The sequence below is a fragment of the Streptomyces sp. NPDC002386 genome (genome assembly GCF_053593175.1).
In genome coordinates, this window is the sequence record NZ_JBSFBX010000007.1 from 245,585 (window position 1) to 261,114 (window position 15,530).

Annotated in this window: 15 protein-coding genes and 1 tRNA gene; 9 read left to right on the forward strand and 7 right to left on the reverse strand. The window is 73.0% G+C overall.

The window, feature by feature from the left end:
- Positions 1 to 4: 4 nt before the first annotated feature.
- Positions 5 to 1,597, reverse strand: coding sequence for an AMP-binding protein (locus ACWCPN_RS16690; protein ID WP_365127814.1), 1,593 nt, complete (start codon positions 1,595 to 1,597; stop codon positions 5 to 7).
- Between the two features lie 157 nt (positions 1,598 to 1,754).
- Between ACWCPN_RS16690 and ACWCPN_RS16695 the strand changes: the two genes are divergently transcribed.
- The 3 genes from ACWCPN_RS16695 to ACWCPN_RS16705 all read left to right on the forward strand — a co-directional run bounded on the left by ACWCPN_RS16695 (position 1,755) and on the right by ACWCPN_RS16705 (position 4,097).
- Positions 1,755 to 2,891, forward strand: coding sequence for an acyl-CoA dehydrogenase family protein (locus ACWCPN_RS16695; RefSeq protein ID WP_451206436.1), 1,137 nt, complete (start codon positions 1,755 to 1,757; stop codon positions 2,889 to 2,891).
- Positions 2,888 to 3,307, forward strand: coding sequence for a RidA family protein (locus tag ACWCPN_RS16700; protein ID WP_199212384.1), 420 nt, complete (start codon positions 2,888 to 2,890; stop codon positions 3,305 to 3,307). The genes ACWCPN_RS16695 and ACWCPN_RS16700 overlap by 4 nt, the downstream gene beginning before the upstream one ends.
- 73 nt (positions 3,308 to 3,380) lie before the next feature.
- Positions 3,381 to 4,097, forward strand: coding sequence for a DUF6299 family protein (locus ACWCPN_RS16705; protein WP_451206439.1), 717 nt, complete (start codon positions 3,381 to 3,383; stop codon positions 4,095 to 4,097).
- Positions 4,098 to 4,153: 56 nt separating this feature from the next.
- Here ACWCPN_RS16705 and ACWCPN_RS16710 read toward each other — a convergent pair whose 3' ends face one another.
- The 4 genes from ACWCPN_RS16710 to ACWCPN_RS16725 form a co-directional block, all read right to left on the reverse strand.
- Positions 4,154 to 4,345, reverse strand: coding sequence for an acyl-CoA carboxylase epsilon subunit (locus ACWCPN_RS16710; RefSeq protein WP_199212386.1), 192 nt, complete (start codon positions 4,343 to 4,345; stop codon positions 4,154 to 4,156).
- A 10-nt stretch (positions 4,346 to 4,355) separates the two neighbouring features.
- Positions 4,356 to 5,900 (reverse strand): acyl-CoA carboxylase subunit beta, encoded by a 1,545-nt coding sequence (locus ACWCPN_RS16715; RefSeq protein WP_451206442.1) that lies wholly within the window; start codon positions 5,898 to 5,900, stop codon positions 4,356 to 4,358.
- A 94-nt stretch (positions 5,901 to 5,994) separates the two neighbouring features.
- A complete protein-coding gene (locus ACWCPN_RS16720; protein WP_451206445.1) occupies positions 5,995 to 6,798 on the reverse strand; it encodes an AfsR/SARP family transcriptional regulator in 804 nt (267 codons plus the stop codon).
- A 274-nt stretch (positions 6,799 to 7,072) separates the two neighbouring features.
- Positions 7,073 to 7,169: transfer RNA gene (locus tag ACWCPN_RS16725), tRNA-OTHER, on the reverse strand.
- A 174-nt stretch (positions 7,170 to 7,343) separates the two neighbouring features.
- On the opposite strand from ACWCPN_RS16725, the gene ACWCPN_RS16730 reads away from it, so the two are divergent.
- From ACWCPN_RS16730 to fabI, 6 genes are all read left to right on the forward strand, one after another.
- Positions 7,344 to 8,351: a DUF2156 domain-containing protein gene (locus ACWCPN_RS16730; protein WP_199212388.1), complete on the forward strand. Its 1,008-nt coding sequence runs from the start codon at positions 7,344 to 7,346 to the stop codon at positions 8,349 to 8,351.
- Between the two features lie 32 nt (positions 8,352 to 8,383).
- Positions 8,384 to 8,533, forward strand: coding sequence for a hypothetical protein (locus ACWCPN_RS16735; protein ID WP_199212389.1), 150 nt, complete (start codon positions 8,384 to 8,386; stop codon positions 8,531 to 8,533).
- Between the two features lie 322 nt (positions 8,534 to 8,855).
- Entirely contained in the window at positions 8,856 to 9,968 is a 1,113-nt protein-coding gene (locus tag ACWCPN_RS16740) for a fatty acid desaturase family protein (RefSeq protein WP_365127803.1), read from the forward strand.
- A gap of 183 nt (positions 9,969 to 10,151) precedes the next feature.
- Entirely contained in the window at positions 10,152 to 11,519 is a 1,368-nt protein-coding gene (locus tag ACWCPN_RS16745) for an MFS transporter (RefSeq protein ID WP_451206449.1), read from the forward strand.
- Between the two features lie 28 nt (positions 11,520 to 11,547).
- Positions 11,548 to 11,877 carry a ferredoxin gene (fdxA, locus tag ACWCPN_RS16750; protein ID WP_199212391.1) on the forward strand — a complete coding sequence of 110 codons (330 nt, stop codon included), beginning with the start codon at positions 11,548 to 11,550 and terminating at the stop codon, positions 11,875 to 11,877.
- Positions 11,874 to 12,641, forward strand: a complete 768-nt coding sequence (gene fabI / locus ACWCPN_RS16755; protein ID WP_365127797.1) for an enoyl-ACP reductase FabI — start codon at positions 11,874 to 11,876, stop codon at positions 12,639 to 12,641. Before fdxA ends, fabI begins: the two co-directional genes overlap by 4 nt.
- Positions 12,642 to 12,701: 60 nt before the next feature.
- Here fabI and serS read toward each other — a convergent pair whose 3' ends face one another.
- A complete protein-coding gene (gene serS / locus ACWCPN_RS16760; RefSeq protein ID WP_451206453.1) occupies positions 12,702 to 13,979 on the reverse strand; it encodes a serine--tRNA ligase in 1,278 nt (425 codons plus the stop codon).
- Positions 13,963 to 15,441 (reverse strand): APC family permease, encoded by a 1,479-nt coding sequence (locus ACWCPN_RS16765; protein ID WP_451206456.1) that lies wholly within the window; start codon positions 15,439 to 15,441, stop codon positions 13,963 to 13,965. The genes serS and ACWCPN_RS16765 overlap by 17 nt, the downstream gene beginning before the upstream one ends.
- Between the last annotated feature and the right edge of the window lie 89 nt (positions 15,442 to 15,530).

The following is a 15,530-nucleotide window of genomic DNA, read 5'->3' on the forward strand; positions in this document are numbered from 1 at the left end:
GTCGTCAGGGCCGGTCACCGGCGGTGCGCAGCCGGAACCGCTGCAGCTTGCCGGTGGCCGTGCGGGGCAGCGCGTCGAGGAAGACGAACTCGCGCGGGCACTTGTACGGCGCCAGCTCGGCCTTGAGGAAGGCGCGCAGCGGCTCGGGGTCGCGCGGCGCCCCGTCCCGCAGCACCGTGTAGGCCACCGCCACCTGGCCGCGCACCTCGTCGGGGCGGCCGACCACCGCCGTCTCGACCACGTCGGGGTGGCGCAGCAGGGCGTCCTCCACCTCCGGGCCCGCGATGTTGTAGCCGGCCGAGATGATCATGTCGTCCGCGCGGGCCACGTAGCGGAAGTAGCCGTCGCTCTCCCGGACGTAGGTGTCGCCGGTGACGTTCCAGCCGCCGCGCACGTACTCCCGCTGCCGCGGGTCGGCGAGATAGCGGCAGCCGACCGGGCCGCGCACCGCCAGCAGCCCCGGCTCACCGTCCGGCACCGGCTCCCCGTACGCGTCCTGCACCCGCGCCTGCCAGCCCGGGACCGGAACTCCCGTGGTGCCGGGCCTGATCCGCTCGTCGGCGGCCGAGACGAAGATGTGCAGCAGCTCGGTGGCGCCGATGCCGTTGATGATGCGCAGCCCCGTGCGCTCGTGCCACGCCCGCCAGGTGGCCGCGGGCAGGTTCTCGCCGGCCGACACGCAGCGCCGCAGCGACGAGAGGTCATGGCCGTCCATCGCCTCGAGCATCGCGCGGTACGCGGTCGGCGCGGTGAACAGCACCGAGACCCGGTGCCCGGCGATGGCCGGCAGCAACTGGCGCGGCCCCGCCTGTTCGAGCAGCAGCGCGCTCGCGCCCGCCCGCAGCGGGAAGATCACCAGACCGCCCAGCCCGAAGGTGAAGCCGAGCGGGGGACTTCCGGTGAACACGTCGTCGGGCCGGGGCCGCAGCACGTGCGCGGAGAAGGTGTCCGCGACCGCCAGCACGTCCCGGTGGAAGTGCATGCACCCCTTCGGCCGGCCCGTGGTGCCCGAGGTGAACGCGATCAGGGCGACGTCGTCGGCGGCGGTGCCGACCGCCGGGAAGGGGGTGTCCGGCGCCGGGCGGCGCAGCAGGTCGTCCGGCGCCTCACCGCCGTAGGCGAGGATGCGCAGGCCCGGTATCCCGGCCTTCGCCAGGTCGTCCACCGCCCGTATGTCGCACAGCGCGTGCCGGACCCGGGCCATCTCGCACATCGTGGCCAGCTCGTGCGGACGCTGCTGGGCCAGCACGGTGACCGCCACCGCGCCCGCCTTCAGCACGGCCAGCCAGCACGCGGCGAGCCAGGGCGTGGTGGGCCCGCGCAGCAGGACCCGGTTGCCGGGCACGACGCCCAGCTCGCGGGTGAGGACATGGGCGATCCGGTCCACGCGGGCGCGCAGCACGCCGTACGTCCACGAGGAGCCGTCCGGGGTGTGGAAGACCGGGCGGTCCGTGTCGCCGCGGCCGAGCAGCTCGGCGGCGCAGTTGAGCCGCTCGGGGTAGCGCAGCTCCGCCAGGTCGAAGCGCAGCTCGGGCCACTCGTCCGGCGGCGGAAGATGGTCGCGCGTGAAGGTGTCGACATGGGCGGAGACGTTCATGGCGGTGCGCCCCCTTGCCTGACGGCGTCGAGACGGGCGTCCTGACTGCGCTCGCAACTGGAGCGTATCGTGTTGGTGACGACAGTCAACTGTGCGCGATACCGTCGGGGGAAGACGGGAGGGCCATCGCCGGCCCGCCCCGGAGGGAGGACCGGCAGTGCCCGCATTCTCACTCGGACCGGAGCGGACCGCCTGGCGCGCCGAGCTGCGCGCCCTCGCCGCCGAGCGGCTGCGCCCGATCGCCGACAAGGGGGAACCGGGCCGGGTCGACCGGGCCCTGCTCGCCGAACTCGGCCGACTCGGCCTGCTCGCCCGCCTGTTCACCTCCGGCGCCCTGGACCTGTGCCTGATGCGCGAGTCGCTGGCGCAGGTCTGCACCGAGGCCGAGACCGCCCTCGCCCTCCAGGGCCTGGGCGCCCACCCGGTGCACGCCCACGGCACCGCCGCCCAGCGCGAGCGCTGGCTGCCCCGGGTGGCCGAGGGCGCCGCGGTCGCCGCGTTCGCGCTGAGCGAGCCGGGGGCCGGCTCCGACGCGGCCGCCCTGAGCCTGACGGCCGAACCCGACCGCGGCTCCGGCTGGCGGCTCACCGGCGAGAAGTGCTGGATCTCCAACGCCCCCGAGGCCGACTTCTACACCGTCTTCGCCCGCACCACGCCCGGCGCCGGAGCCCGCGGGGTGACCGCCTTCCTGCTCCCCGCCGACCGGCCCGGCCTCACCGGCTCCTCGCTGGAGATGCTCTCCGCGCACCCGATCGGCGCCCTGCACCTGGACGCCGTGCCCGTCACCGCGGACGACGTGCTGGGCGAGCCCGACCGCGGCTTCGCCGTCGCCATGGGCACCCTCAACCTCTTCCGGCCCAGCGTGGGCGCCTTCGCGGTCGGCATGGCCCAGGCGGCGCTCGACGCCACGGTCGAGCACACCCGTGCGCGCGACGCGTTCGGCGGCAAACTGCGGGACCTGCAGACGGTCTCCCACCAGGTCGCCGAGATGGCCCTGCGCACCGAGGCGGCCCGGCTCATGGTGTACGCGGCGGCGACCGCGTACGACGAGGGCGCCGCCGACGTGCCGGGCCGGGCCGCGATGGCCAAGCTGCTGGCCACCGAGACCGCGCAGTACGTCGTCGACACCGCCGTCCAGCTGCACGGCGCCCGCGCGCTGCGCCGGGGACACCTGCTGGAACACCTCTACCGCGAGGTGCGCGCACCGCGGATCTACGAGGGCGCCAGCGAGGTGCAGCGGGGCATCATCGCGAAGGAGCTGTACGCCGCGCGGCCCGAGAAGGAGGCCCGGTGAGCACCGAGCGCGTCAACCCGCCCGAGCTGTCCCCGCCCACGGGCTTCTCGCACGCCGTCGTCGCGACCGGCACCCGGCTGGTCTTCCTGGCCGGCCAGACGGCCCTCGACGGCGACGGCGAGATCACCGGCGACACGCTGGCCGAGCAGTTCGAGCGGGCGCTCGCCAATCTGCTCACCGCCCTGCGCGCGGCCGGCGGCACCCCGGCCGACCTCGCCCGTGTCACCGTCTACACCACCGACGTCGCCGGTTACCGGGTCCACGCCCGCCGACTGGGCCGCATCTGGCGGGAGTCGGCGGGCCGCGACTATCCGGCGATGGCGGTCGTGCAGGTCGTACGGCTGTGGGACGAGCGGGCGCTGGTCGAGCTGGACGGGTTCGCGGTGCTGCCGGGTGACGCGCCACCGAAGGGGTGACGGTCACGGCGGGCCCCCGGACCGCCGGGTACGAGTGGAACCCCCACACACCCCGTGACCGGGAGGTCCCCCCATGCCCGTACGCTCCGCCCTCACCGCCGGCCTCGGCGCCGCCGCGCTGCTGTGCGCCGTCGCAGCGCCGGCCGCCGTCGCCGACCCCACCGAGAGCCTCACCGTCGACGCCACCGGCCGGATCGCCGCCGACGGCACCATCACCCTCTCCGGCACCTACCGCTGCATCGGCAGCAGCGGACCGGTGTTCGTCAGCTCGTCGGTCACCCAGACCGACCCCGGCGTGAAGTACGCCGTCGGCGGCACCAGCGCCGTGTGCGACGGCGCGGAGCACCACTGGTCGAACACCGGCAGGGCCGACACCGAGGTGATCGGGGGCGGCGCGCAGTCCACGACGGTGGTCGGGACGGCGACGGACCAGGCGTCACCCGGGGCGGGGAGCACGTCGCCCAAGTCCGAGGGCACGTCGGCCAAGTCCGAGGGCACGCCGTCCAAGGCCCGAAAGCCGGCGCGGAAGGCCGGGAAGAAGGCGGCCGGGACCCAGAAGGCGTCAGGCGGGGCGGGCAAGGCCCCGGCGAAGTCCGGGAAGCCGGCGCGCAAGGCCGCGAAAGCGTCCGGCAAGGCGGCGAAGGCGGCTCACAGGTCCGGGAAGTCGCCGCTCAGGGCCGGCGCGGCGCACGTCGAGGCCACCATCCTGGAGCTGCGGCCCTCGGGCCTCGCGCCGATGCCCTACTTCCACGCCGTCCGGCAGCAGGACGTCGAGCTCGTCCAGGACTGAGCGCGCCCCGGCGGCCCGGGCGTACCGGGCCGCCGGGGGACTCGGTGGCCGCCGGCTCAGGCCCGCTGCCAGCTGTGCGGTGCGTGATAGGCGTGCGGGCGCCAGGAGGTGGTGCCCGGGGAGCCGGGCTCGGTGCCGGCCCCGGCCAGGGCGGTACGGCTGAGCAGCAGCACCGCGAGGGCGGCCAGCTCCTCGTCGGTGGCCTGGCCCTTCTCGACGCGGATGGGGGGAGTGGGGGACGCGCTCATGGGACCTCCGTCACTGGGGCGGGTTGCCGTGCTTGCGGGCGGGACGCTCGGCGTGCTTGGTGCGCAGCATCGCCAGGGCGCCGATCAGGACGTGGCGGGTGTCGGCCGGGTCGATCACGTCGTCGACCAGACCGCGCTCGGCCGCGTAGTAGGGGTGCATCAGCTCGGCCTTGTACTCCTTGACCAGCTCCGCCCGCCGGGCCTCCGGGTCGTCGGCCTCGGCGATCTGGCGGCGGAAGATGACGCCCGCCGCGCCCTCGGCGCCCATCACGGCGATCTCGTTGGTGGGCCAGGCGTAGGTGAGGTCGGCGCCGATCGACTGGGAGTCCATCACGATGTAGGCGCCGCCGTAGGCCTTGCGCAGGATCAGGGAGATGCGCGGCACGGTGGCGTCGCAGTAGGCGTACAGCAGCTTCGCGCCGTGCCGGATGATGCCGCCGTGCTCCTGTCCGACACCCGGGAGGAAGCCGGGCACGTCGAGCAGGGTGACGATCGGGATGCTGAACGCGTCGCACATCTGCACGAAGCGGGCGGCCTTCTCCGACGCCTCGATGTCCAGCACACCCGCCAGGGTCTGCGGCTGGTTGGCGACGATCCCGACGACCTGTCCGTCCAGCCGGGCCAGCGCGCAGATGATGTTCCGCGCCCAGCGCTGGTGCACCTCCAGGTACTCGCCGTCGTCGACGATCTCCTCGATGACCTTGGTCATGTCGTACGGCCGGTTGCCGTCGGCGGGCACCAGGTCGGCGAGGCTCTCGCAGCGGCGGCCGGCCGGGTCGTCGCAGGGCGCCGCGGGCGGGGTCTCGCGGTTGTTGCGCGGCAGCAGGGAGAGGAGGTAGCGGACTTCCTCCAGGCAGGTCTCCTCGTCGTCGTAGGCGAAGTGGCAGACGCCGGAGGTCTCGGCGTGCACGTCGGCGCCGCCGAGCCCGTTCTGGGTGATCTCCTCGCCGGTGACGGCCTTGACGACGTCCGGGCCGGTGATGAACATCTGCGAGGTCTCGCGGACCATGAAGACGAAGTCCGTCAGCGCCGGGCTGTAGGCCGCGCCGCCCGCGCACGGGCCGAGCATCACGGAGATCTGCGGGATGACACCGCTGGCCTTCGTGTTGCGGCGGAAGATGCCGCCGTAGCCGGCGAGCGCGGTGACGCCCTCCTGGATGCGGGCGCCCGCGCCGTCGTTGAGGGAGACCAGGGGCGCGCCGGCTGCGATGGCCATGTCCATGATCTTGTGGATCTTGGTGGCGTGGGCCTCGCCCAGGGCGCCGCCGAAGATCCGGAAGTCGTGGGCGTAGACGAAGACCGTACGGCCCTCCACCGTGCCCCATCCGGTGACGACACCGTCGGTGTACGGCTTCTTCGTCTCCAGGCCGAAACCGCTCGCCCGGTGCCGGCGCAGCGGTTCGACCTCGTGGAAGGAGCCGTCGTCGAGCAGCAGGCCGATGCGTTCGCGCACGGTGAGCTTGCCCTTGGCCTTCTGGGCGGCGGTCGCCTTCTCGCTGGGGCCGGCGAGCACGCGCTCGCGTATGCCGGCCAGTTCCTCGACCTGGGACCTCATGTCTCCCCCTCCGTGGGTAGGGGCGTGGTGATTCCGTGATTCCACTCGCCCGTCGAGCGTGGCAATGCGGACTGACCGGGGACTGACGGACCGCTTACGCGGCGCGGGCGCCTCCGACGGGCTGGAGGCGGGCCTCGCCGGTCAGGGCCGGGTCGTGGGAGAGGATCGCGTGCTCGACCCGGCGCAGGGCGGGGGAGGGCTGGATGCCGAGTTCGTCGTCGAGGTGACGGCGCATCCGGTGGAAGACGTCGAGCGCGTCGGCCTGCCGGCCGGAGCCGTACAGGGCGATCATGAGCTGCTCGCAGAACCGTTCGCGCAGCGGGTGGTTGGTGTGGGCCTCGGCCAGCTCGGCGAGCACGGCGGCATGGCGGCCGAGCCGCAGTTCGGCGTCGAAGCGCAGTTCCATGGCGCGCATCCGGTACTCCTCGTAGCGGGCACCGGCGAGCTGGCACAGGGTTCCGCCGGCGAATCCGCCGAAGACCGGGCCGCGCCACATCCCGAGCGCGTCGGCGAGCAGCCGCGCGGTGCGCGCCGCGTCGGCCGCGGCGGCCGACTCGGCCAGCCGTACGGCCCGGATGAACTCGGCCGCGTCCAGTTCGCCCTCGCCGACGGACAGCCGGTAGCCGGAGGGGTGCATCGTCAGCCGGGAGGACGGCCGGTCCGGCTCCAGGTCACGGAGCCTGCGGCGCAGCCGGCTGACGTGGGCCTGGAGGGCGTTGGCCTGGTTGTCGGGGACGGCGTCCCCCCACATCTCCTCGGCCAGGCCCTCGCCGGACACCGGCTGGCCCTCGCTGACCAGCAGCGTCTGCACCAGTGTGCGCTGCAGGTCGCCCGAGATGTCCGCCGGTCCGGCGGCGGTGAGTATCTGCAGTGCGCCGAGAATGGAGAACCTCAGCATGTCTGCCCCCCTTTGGTGAAAATTCCTGGCGAAGGTTGTTTCTTTCTGGGGTGGTGCTGCGGTGAAAAGACCGGGTGGCCCAATGCGCCGCGCCCCGGCGGGCGTCTGCTTCCTGGACGTCCCGCCGGGGCGGTTGCTCCGCCGGGACGGGGGGCGGCCGGCGGTTCAGGGGCATCCGGTGCCGTGCCGCCATTGACGCGGCACCGGAGGGGGATTCAGGCGGTTCGCATGCCGGATCAGCAATCCGTTTTCCCCCGTGCGGAATTCCGGACTCTGGCGGAGAGGGCAGGATTCGAACCTGCGCGGACCGTCGCCGGCCCGACCTCGAGGCGTGCTCCAGGTCCCCGATCAGCCACTCCGGGCACCTCTCCGTGTTTCCGGCCCGGTTTCCCGTGCCGTTCACGGGAACAACATTGGCACCCTGCGCTGACGGAAAGCTGACACGCTTCTGACGCAGGCAATGAATTCCTTTCGGCTCTTTTCCCGGACGTCCTTCCGGTGTTGTACTCCCTTCGATGGGAAACGCTCCCGAAAGGGGTACGGGAATGACCGCCACCACCACCGAAACCGTCACGGACAACCCGGTTCTGGACGCGATACGCGCCCACACCACGAGCGAGAACGCGAGTGCGTTCCTCGCCCTCAACAGCGGAAACAGTATCTTCACCGTCCCGGGTACGGACGGTGTGATCGTGTACCGCCGCACCGGCCGCTGGGCCGTCCAGCTCGGCGGCCCGTTCGCCGCCGAGGAGGACTACGCCACCCTGCTCGACGCCTTCCGCGGGTACGTCCGCGACGAGGGTCTGCGGCTCGTCGGCATCCAGCTCCAGCGCGCCGACGCCGAGCGGTACGCCCGGCTCGGCTTCACCGTCAACCAGGTCGGCGCCTCCTGGGCGGTGAGCCTCGGCGAGTTCACCCTGCGCGGCACGAAGTTCATGCAGCTGCGCAACAAGATCTCCCGCGCGCTCCGCAACGGCCTGCAGATCCAGGAGGTCGCCGCGGGCGACGTGGCCGACGCCATCGCCACCATCGACCAGGCCTGGCTGGGCTCCAAGGGCGGCGCCCAGCAACTGGAGTTCCTCGTCGGCCAGATCGGCGGCGAGGCCCAGGAGCACCGCCGGCTCTTCGTCGGCACCATCGACGGTGCCCCGGTCGCGTACATCTCGTACTCGCCGGTCTACGGCAGCCGGGCCGGCTGGATGCACGACCTCAGCCGCCGCATCCCGGAGGGCTCCCCGGGCCTGATGGAGGCCATCAACGCGCACGCCGTCGAAGTGTTCCGGGCCGAGGGCGTCGAGTGGCTGCACTTCGGGTTCACGCCGTTCACCGGCCTGGACGCGAGCCACGAACTCGACGGCCACAGCCCGGCGTTCCAGTGGCTGATGCACGCCCTGTGGGCCGAGGGCGCAGCCCTGTACCCGGCGCAGACCCAGCTTTCGTACAAGCAGAAGTGGGCCCCCGACGTGCTGATCCCGGAGTACGTCGCCTTCGACGGGCCGCAGGCCTCGCTGCCCGGCTTCGCGCACGTCTTCCGCGCCTGCAACGCCTTCTGACCCGCCACCGCGCACCACGAGAGGACACCGACATGAGCCGGTCCACCGAAGAACTCCAGCACGCCACGGTCGAGCAGCTGATGGCCGTCATCGGCGCACCCGACGACGAGTCGGTCGCCGAGGCCGCCGACGCGGCCGTCCGCGACCTCGACGAGCGGCTGCGCGCCGAGGCGGCCGCCTGAGCCGCTGCCGGGCGCGCCGGCGGGTGCCGGCGCACACCCGGTCAGACCGGTATCAGTGCCACATCAGCGCTCCACGGAACGCTGGACACACGTTCGCCCGGCGGTCCGGACCGGGAGTACCGCACTGTGCTCCCGTCGCCGGGCCCGCCGGGCGAAGCGGGGCCCTGCCGTCGCCCTCCGGGTGCACGCCGGGAGTTCGACGGCAGGGCCCATCCCGCGACGGTGACCCACGCGGGAGCCTTGTCGACTCGCGGCGCCCGCAGGTCCGCGGGGCAGCGGCGCCGCCGCCCGAACCGGGCACTTCTCCCAAGGAGAGCAACGCATGCAGCGTCCGCACATACAAGAAGCCGCGGCCCTGGCCGCCGGTGGAGGCGCCGGCGCCGGGCAGCGCACCGGTGCCTCGGCGACCTTCGCCGAGCTGCTCAAACGGGTCAAGGCCGAGGGCCTGCTGGACCTCGACCCCCGTTACTACGTGGGCAAGCTGGCCCTGAACACCACCCTGCTGCTGATCGGGTTCGCCGCCTTCTTCGAGCTGGGCGACTCCTGGTGGCAACTCCTCACGGCCGTGTGGATGGGCCTGTGCGGCGGCCAGTCGGCGTTCATGTGGCACGACGCCGGCCACAAGGCGATGTTCCGCAGCAAGAAGGCCGCCTCCGCGGTCGGATACGTCCACGCCAACCTGGTCAACGGGGTCAGCTACGGCTGGTGGGTCAACCACCACAACCGGCACCACAGCAACCCCAACCACCTGGACATGGACCCGGACATCGGCCGGCGCACCGCCATCTTCGACATCAAGCAGTACCCGACCCGCAAGGGCACCCAGAAGTTCGTCGTGCGGTACCAGAGCGTGCTGTTCTTCGTGCTGCTCGTGCTCGAGGGCTTCAAGATGCTGCGGACGGCCGTCCTGTCCATCGTCCAGGGCAAGACCAAGCGGCCCGTCCTGGAGACCTTCCTGATCGTGCTGCGCACCGCCGTCTACCTGGGCCTGGTCTTCACCGTCCTGTCCCCGGTGCTCGCGGTCGCCTTCATCGTGGTCCAGCACGCCGCGCTGGGCGTCTACTTCGGGATGATCTTCGCCCCGAACCACAAGGGCATGCAGGTGCGCGACGGCGAGGCGGAGACCCTGGACTGGCTGGAGCGCCAGGTCCTCACCTCCCGCAACATCCGCCCCAGCCTGCTGATCGACTTCCTCTACGGCGGTCTCAACTACCAGGTCGAGCACCACCTGTTCCCGGCTATGCCGCAGAAGAACCTGGGGCGCGCCCGGGAGCTGACCATGCAGTACTGCGCCGAACGCGGAGTGCCGTACCACGAGGTCGGGTTCTGGGCCTCGTACCGCGAGGTCGCCTCCTTCCTGCACGAGGTCAGCGCGCCGGTGCGGCGCGGTGACGTGGACGAGCAGATCCGGCGCCGGGCCGTGGAAGCGGCCTGATCCCGGCCGGCGGCCCCCACCCACCCCCACATCCCCCCACGCCCCCACACCCGTCCCGCACCATCCATTCCCCCACGCCCCGGCCCCCGGGCCGCACGCCCGGGCCCGTCGGCGGCCCGGGCGGTTCCCTTCCCGGGAGCGACGCACCACCGGTCCCCAGGAGTTCCCTAAGGAGCCAGCCCCATGTCCCAGACCACCGCGGCGGTGGGTGATGTCACCGCTCCCGCCCCGATCGGTGCCCGCCTGGACCGCATGCCGATCACTCCCCTGCACCGCAGACTCACCGCGGTCATCGGCATCGGCCTCTTCTTCGACACCTTCGAGAACAACCTCTCGGGCACCATCGCCAAGGTGCTGCAGAGCGACTTCGCCTTCGGCGCGACCTCGCTCAAACTCGTCCTGGCCTCCGTGTTCGTCGGCCAGTTCATCGGATCCCTGACGCTAGGCCGGATCGCGGACCGGTTCGGCCGGCGCCGGGCCTTCCTGATCAACCTCGCCATCTACTCGGTCTTCTCCCTGCTCGGCGCGTTCTCCCCGAACGCCACCTGGCTGATCGTCACCCGCTTCCTGGCCGGTGTCGGCATCGGCGCCGAACAGGCCCTGTCCGACTGCTACCTGGCCGATGTGCTGCCCGCCAGGAAGCGCGGCCGGTTCATCGCCTGGGCCTACACGCTCGCCTTCTGCGGAGTGCCCGCGGTGGGCTTCGCCGCGCTGTGGCTGGTCCCGCTCACCCCGCTGGGCGTGGCCGGCTGGCGCTGGCTGTTCGTGCTCGGCGCGCTCGGCTCGGCCGTCGTCTGGGTCCTGCGCCGGCAGCTCATCGAGTCCCCGCGCTGGCTGGCCTCGGCCGGCCGGACCGCGGAGGCGGAGCGGCTGGTCGCCGGGATGGAGGCCGAGGCCGCGGGCCGCGGCCTGGTCCTGGAGGAGCCCGCGGCCGAACCGGAGCCGGCCGCCGGGGACTCCCGGCTGCGGGACGTCCTGCGCCCCGGAATGCGCCGCCGGACCCTCGTGCTGTGGCTGTTCTGCGTGCTGTCGGTCGTCGGCTACTACGGCTTCGGCACGCTCGCCCCGCAGATCGTCGCGGCCAAGGGCTACGGCATCGTCGCGGGGCTCGGCTTCACCGCGCTGTCCTTCCTCGGCTACCCGGTGGGCTCCGCGCTCGTCCTGCCCGTCGTGGACCGCCTGGAGCGCCGCACCCTGGTCGCCCTCTCGGCGGGCGCGATGGTGGTGGCCGGACTCGGCTTCGCCTACGCCGGCTCGGCCGCGCTGATCGTGGTCTGCGGCTTCGCCTACACCCTGTTCAGCAACGTGTTCTCCAGCGTCAGTCATGTGTACCTGTCCGAGCAGTACCCCACCGCGATCCGTGCCACCGCCTCGGGCGCCGCCTACTCGCTGTCCAAACTCAGCGCCGCGGCGATCCCGTTCGTGCTGCTGCCGGTGCTGGAGGGGCACGGCGCGGGCGCCCTGTTCAGTGTCATCGCCGCCGCCATGGCCGTACTCGCCGTCACCGTGCTGACCCTGGGCGAGCGCACCACCGGCGTGCCGGTCAAGTGAACCCGTCCGTCAATCCGAGGAGTTGAGCATGGCCTACGTCATCGGACTGCCCTGCGTCGACGTCAAGGACCGCTCCTGCGTCGACGAGTGCCCCGTGGACTGCATCTACGAGGGCCGCCGCGCCCTGTACATCCATCCCGAGGAATGCGTGGACTGCGGCGCCTGCGAACCGGTCTGCCCCGTCGACGCCATCTACTTCCAGGACGACATGCCCGAGGAGTGGGGCGACGACCACGCGGCGTCCAACGCCGCCTTCTTCGCCGGTCTCGGCTCGCCCGGCGGCGGCGGAGCCGTCGGCCCGCTGGACCACGACTCGCCGCTCGTCGGCGCGCTGCCGCAGGGGGTGCCGGCGGTATGAGCGGCATCCTCGCGGGCAAGCGGATCCTGGTCACCGGCGTCGTCACGGACGCCTCCATCGCCTTCCACGTGGCCCGGATCGCGCAGGAGGAGGGCGCAGAGGTCCTGCTGACCGGCTTCGGCAGGCTCTCCCTGATCGAGCGGTTCGCGGGCAAGCTGCCGAAACCCGCCCCCGTCATCGAACTGGACGTCACCGACCAGAGCCACCTGGACGGCCTCGCCGAGCGGATCGGCGAGCACACCGACTCCCTCGACGGCGTCGTGCACTCCATCGCCTACGGGCCCCAGGGCGCCTTCTCCTTCCTCGACGGCACCTGGGACGACGTGTCGACGGCCGTGCAGGTCTCGGCGTACTCCCTGAAGTCGCTGACCACGGCCTGCCTGCCGCTGCTTCAGCGGCGCGGCGGCTCGGTCGTCGGCCTCACCTTCGACGCGGCCGTCGCCTGGCCGCACTACGACTGGATGGGCGTCGCCAAGGCCGCCCTCGAGTCCACCAGCCGCTACCTCGCCCGGGACCTCGGCGACCGCGGCATCCGCTGCAACCTCGTCGCCGCCGGGCCACTGCGCTCCATGGCCGCCAAGTCCATCCCGGGCTTCGCGGACCTCGCCGACGTGTGGACCACCCGGCGCGCTCCCGCGGGCTGGGACCTCACCGACCCGGAGCCGGCCGCACGCGGTGTGGTCGCGCTGCTGTCGGACTTCTTCCCGCGCACCACGGGCGAGATCGTGCACGTGGACGGCGGCGTGCACATGATGGGCGCCTGAACCGCCGAAAGGGGCGGGAGCCGAGGACCGGTCCTCGGCTCCCGCCCCTTTCGCGTGGCGTCACTCGGTGGCGCCGCCCGGCAGGATCCGCCGGAAGCCGGCGTACGGCACCAGCGCCTCGGGCAGGACCACGGAGCCGTCGTCCTGGACGCCCTGCTCCAGCAGCGCGGCCACCGTCCGCCCGATCGGCAGCGCCGAACCGTTCAGCGTGGCCGCCGGTGTCTTGCGCCCGTCGGCCCGCTTCACCCGGATGTCGGCCCGGCGGGCCTGGAAGGTGCCGCAGTCGGACACCGAGGAGATCTCCCGGAACGCGCCGCCACCGGGCAGCCACACCTCGATGTCGTACGTCATCCGGGCCGAGAAGCCCATGTCGCCCGCGGGCAGCAGAACCGTGCGGAAGGACAGTTCCAGCCGGCGCAGGCACTCCTCGGCGTGCCCCACCATCAGTTCGAGCTGCTCCTGCGCCTGTTCCGGCGCGCAGATCCGTACCAGCTCCACCTTCTCGAACTGGTGCAGCCGCAGCACGCCCCGGGTGTCCCGGCCGTAGGCCCCGGCCTCCGCGCGGAAGCAGGGGGTGCGGGCGGTGAACGCGTACGGCAGCGTGCGCGCGTCCAGGAGCTGCCCGGCCACCAGGTTGGTCAGCGGCACCTCGGCGGTCGGGATCAGGAACAGCTCCCGGTCCGCGACGCTGGTGCGGAACAGGTCCTCCTCGAACTTGGGCAGCTGCCCGGTGCCGGTCATGGTGTCCCGGTTGACCAGGAACGGCACCGACTGCTCGGTGTAGCCGTGCTCCTGGGTGTGCAGGTCGAGGAAGAAGCCGCCGAGGGCCCGCTCCAGGCGTGCCCCGGCGCCGCGCGCGACGCTGAACCGGGCGCCGGACAGCCGCGCCGCGGCGGGGGAGTCGAGGATGCCGAGGGCCTCACCGATCTCCGCGTGGTGCCGGGCGCCATCCGCCGGCCGCGGGGCAGGTCCGCCGCGCCGTACCTCCACCGCCTCCTTCTCCGAGTCGCCGTCCGGTACGGCGTCCAGCGGCAGGTTGGGGATGCCGAGCAGCAGCTCGGTCAGACCGGCGGCGGCGGTCCGGGCGGTGGCCTCGGCCCGCTGCACCTCGGCCCGCAGCGCGCGGGCCGCCTCCTTCTCCGCCTCGGTCGGCGGCCCCGAACGGCGGGCCTTGGCGGTGCGGTTCAGTTCCGTGCGCAGCCGGGTCACCTCGGACTGCGCGGCCGAGCGGGCGCGCAGCGCGGTGCCGAGGGCGTCCAGGTCGAGGTCGTGGCGGCGGCGGGCCAGGCGCCGTACGGCGTCCTCGCCGGCCGCGATCAGCTCACTGGGATCGTGCATGGCGGTCTCCTGACAGGGCGGGGGAGGGAGCCGGGACGGGTTCGGCGGTGTGCCGGGTGCCGAGCAGGCGGTAGCGCGCCGGGTGCGCCGTACGCAGCCGGGCCGCGTACAGCAGGCCGCCGGCGGCGACCAGCGGCAGCAGCCAGGGCAGCGCGGCGATCACCGCCGAGGGGGAGCCGGTGAGCATGTCGAAGTTGCCGACCACCAGCCACACCGAGGCGGCCAGTCCGGCGAAGCCCAGCAGCGGGGCGACGGTCTCCCGCCACCAGTGCCCGGTGCCGGTGCGCACCCGCAGCCCGAGCACGGACAGCGCGGCCAGCGCCTGCAGGGCGACGATGCCCAGCGTGCCCAGACCGAGCATGCTGGTGGTCAGGTCGGCGTACGGGTCGAGGCCCGCGACGGCGAAGCCGGCCACGACCACCGCGGTCAGCGCGCTCTGCGCGAGGCTGGCCCGGTGCGGGGACCGGTACCGGGAGTGCTCGGCGGCCAGCGAGCCGGGCAGCAGGCCGTCCCCGGCGAGGACCTGGGCGTACCGTCCGGCGGCGCTGTGCAGGGCCAGCGTGGCCGCGAACAGGCTGGTGCACAGCAGGATCTGCAGGCCGGTGCTGCCCGCCTTGCCGAGGAGGTCGTCGCCGAGGACGAAGAACAGGTCGCCCATCTGCTTGCTCGCCACCTCGCGCACGTTGTCGCTGCCGACCGCGCCGACCGCCAGCCAGCTCGTGAGCGCGTAGAAGCCGGCGATCAGCGTCACGGCCACGTAGGTGGCGCGCGGCACGCTGCGCCGCGGGTCCTTCGCCTCCTTGCCGTACAGCGCCGCCGACTCGAAGCCGATGAAGGAGACGAACGCGAACATCAGCGAGACGCCGACGCCGTGCCCGGCCGCGGTGTGCGGGGAGAAGGAGGCGGTGGGCAGCGCGTGCAGCCCGTGGCGGGCGAGGATCGCCACGTCCAGCGCGGCCAGCACCCCGATCTCGCCGAGCATCAGCAGGGCCAGCACCCGGGCGCTGAGCGCGATCTCCCGGTAGCCGAGCACCGCCATCAGCACGAGCCCGACGGCCGCGCACCACTGCCAGGACACCGTCAGCCCGTGGGCCGCCAGCACGAGCTGGGTGAAGTAGCCGAGGGCGCCCGCGAGTCCGATGGTGGCGCAGTTGTAGGAGAGCAGGGCGACGTAGCCGGCGGCGACCGCGGGCGGCCGGCCGAGCCCGTCGGCGACGGAGGCGTAGAAGCCGCCGGAGCCGCCGGTGCGGCGGGCGCTGACCGCGTACCCCACCGAGAAGCACAGCAGGGTGACCCCGGCGAACAGGAAGGCCGCCGGTACACCGGCCCCGTCACCGAAGGCGAACGCGAGCGGGACGGTGCCGACCATCGCGGACAGCGGCGCGGCGGCGGCGACGATCAGGAAGAGGATGTGCCCGGTACCGAGCCGGCCGGACGGGGGCGGGGAACCACTGGAGGACATGACGACTCCGAGGAAATCCGAGGAAAGGGGAGAGGGACGGGGACAGCCGCCCGCCGAGACTTCTCGGCGGACGGCTGCTGCGACGTGCC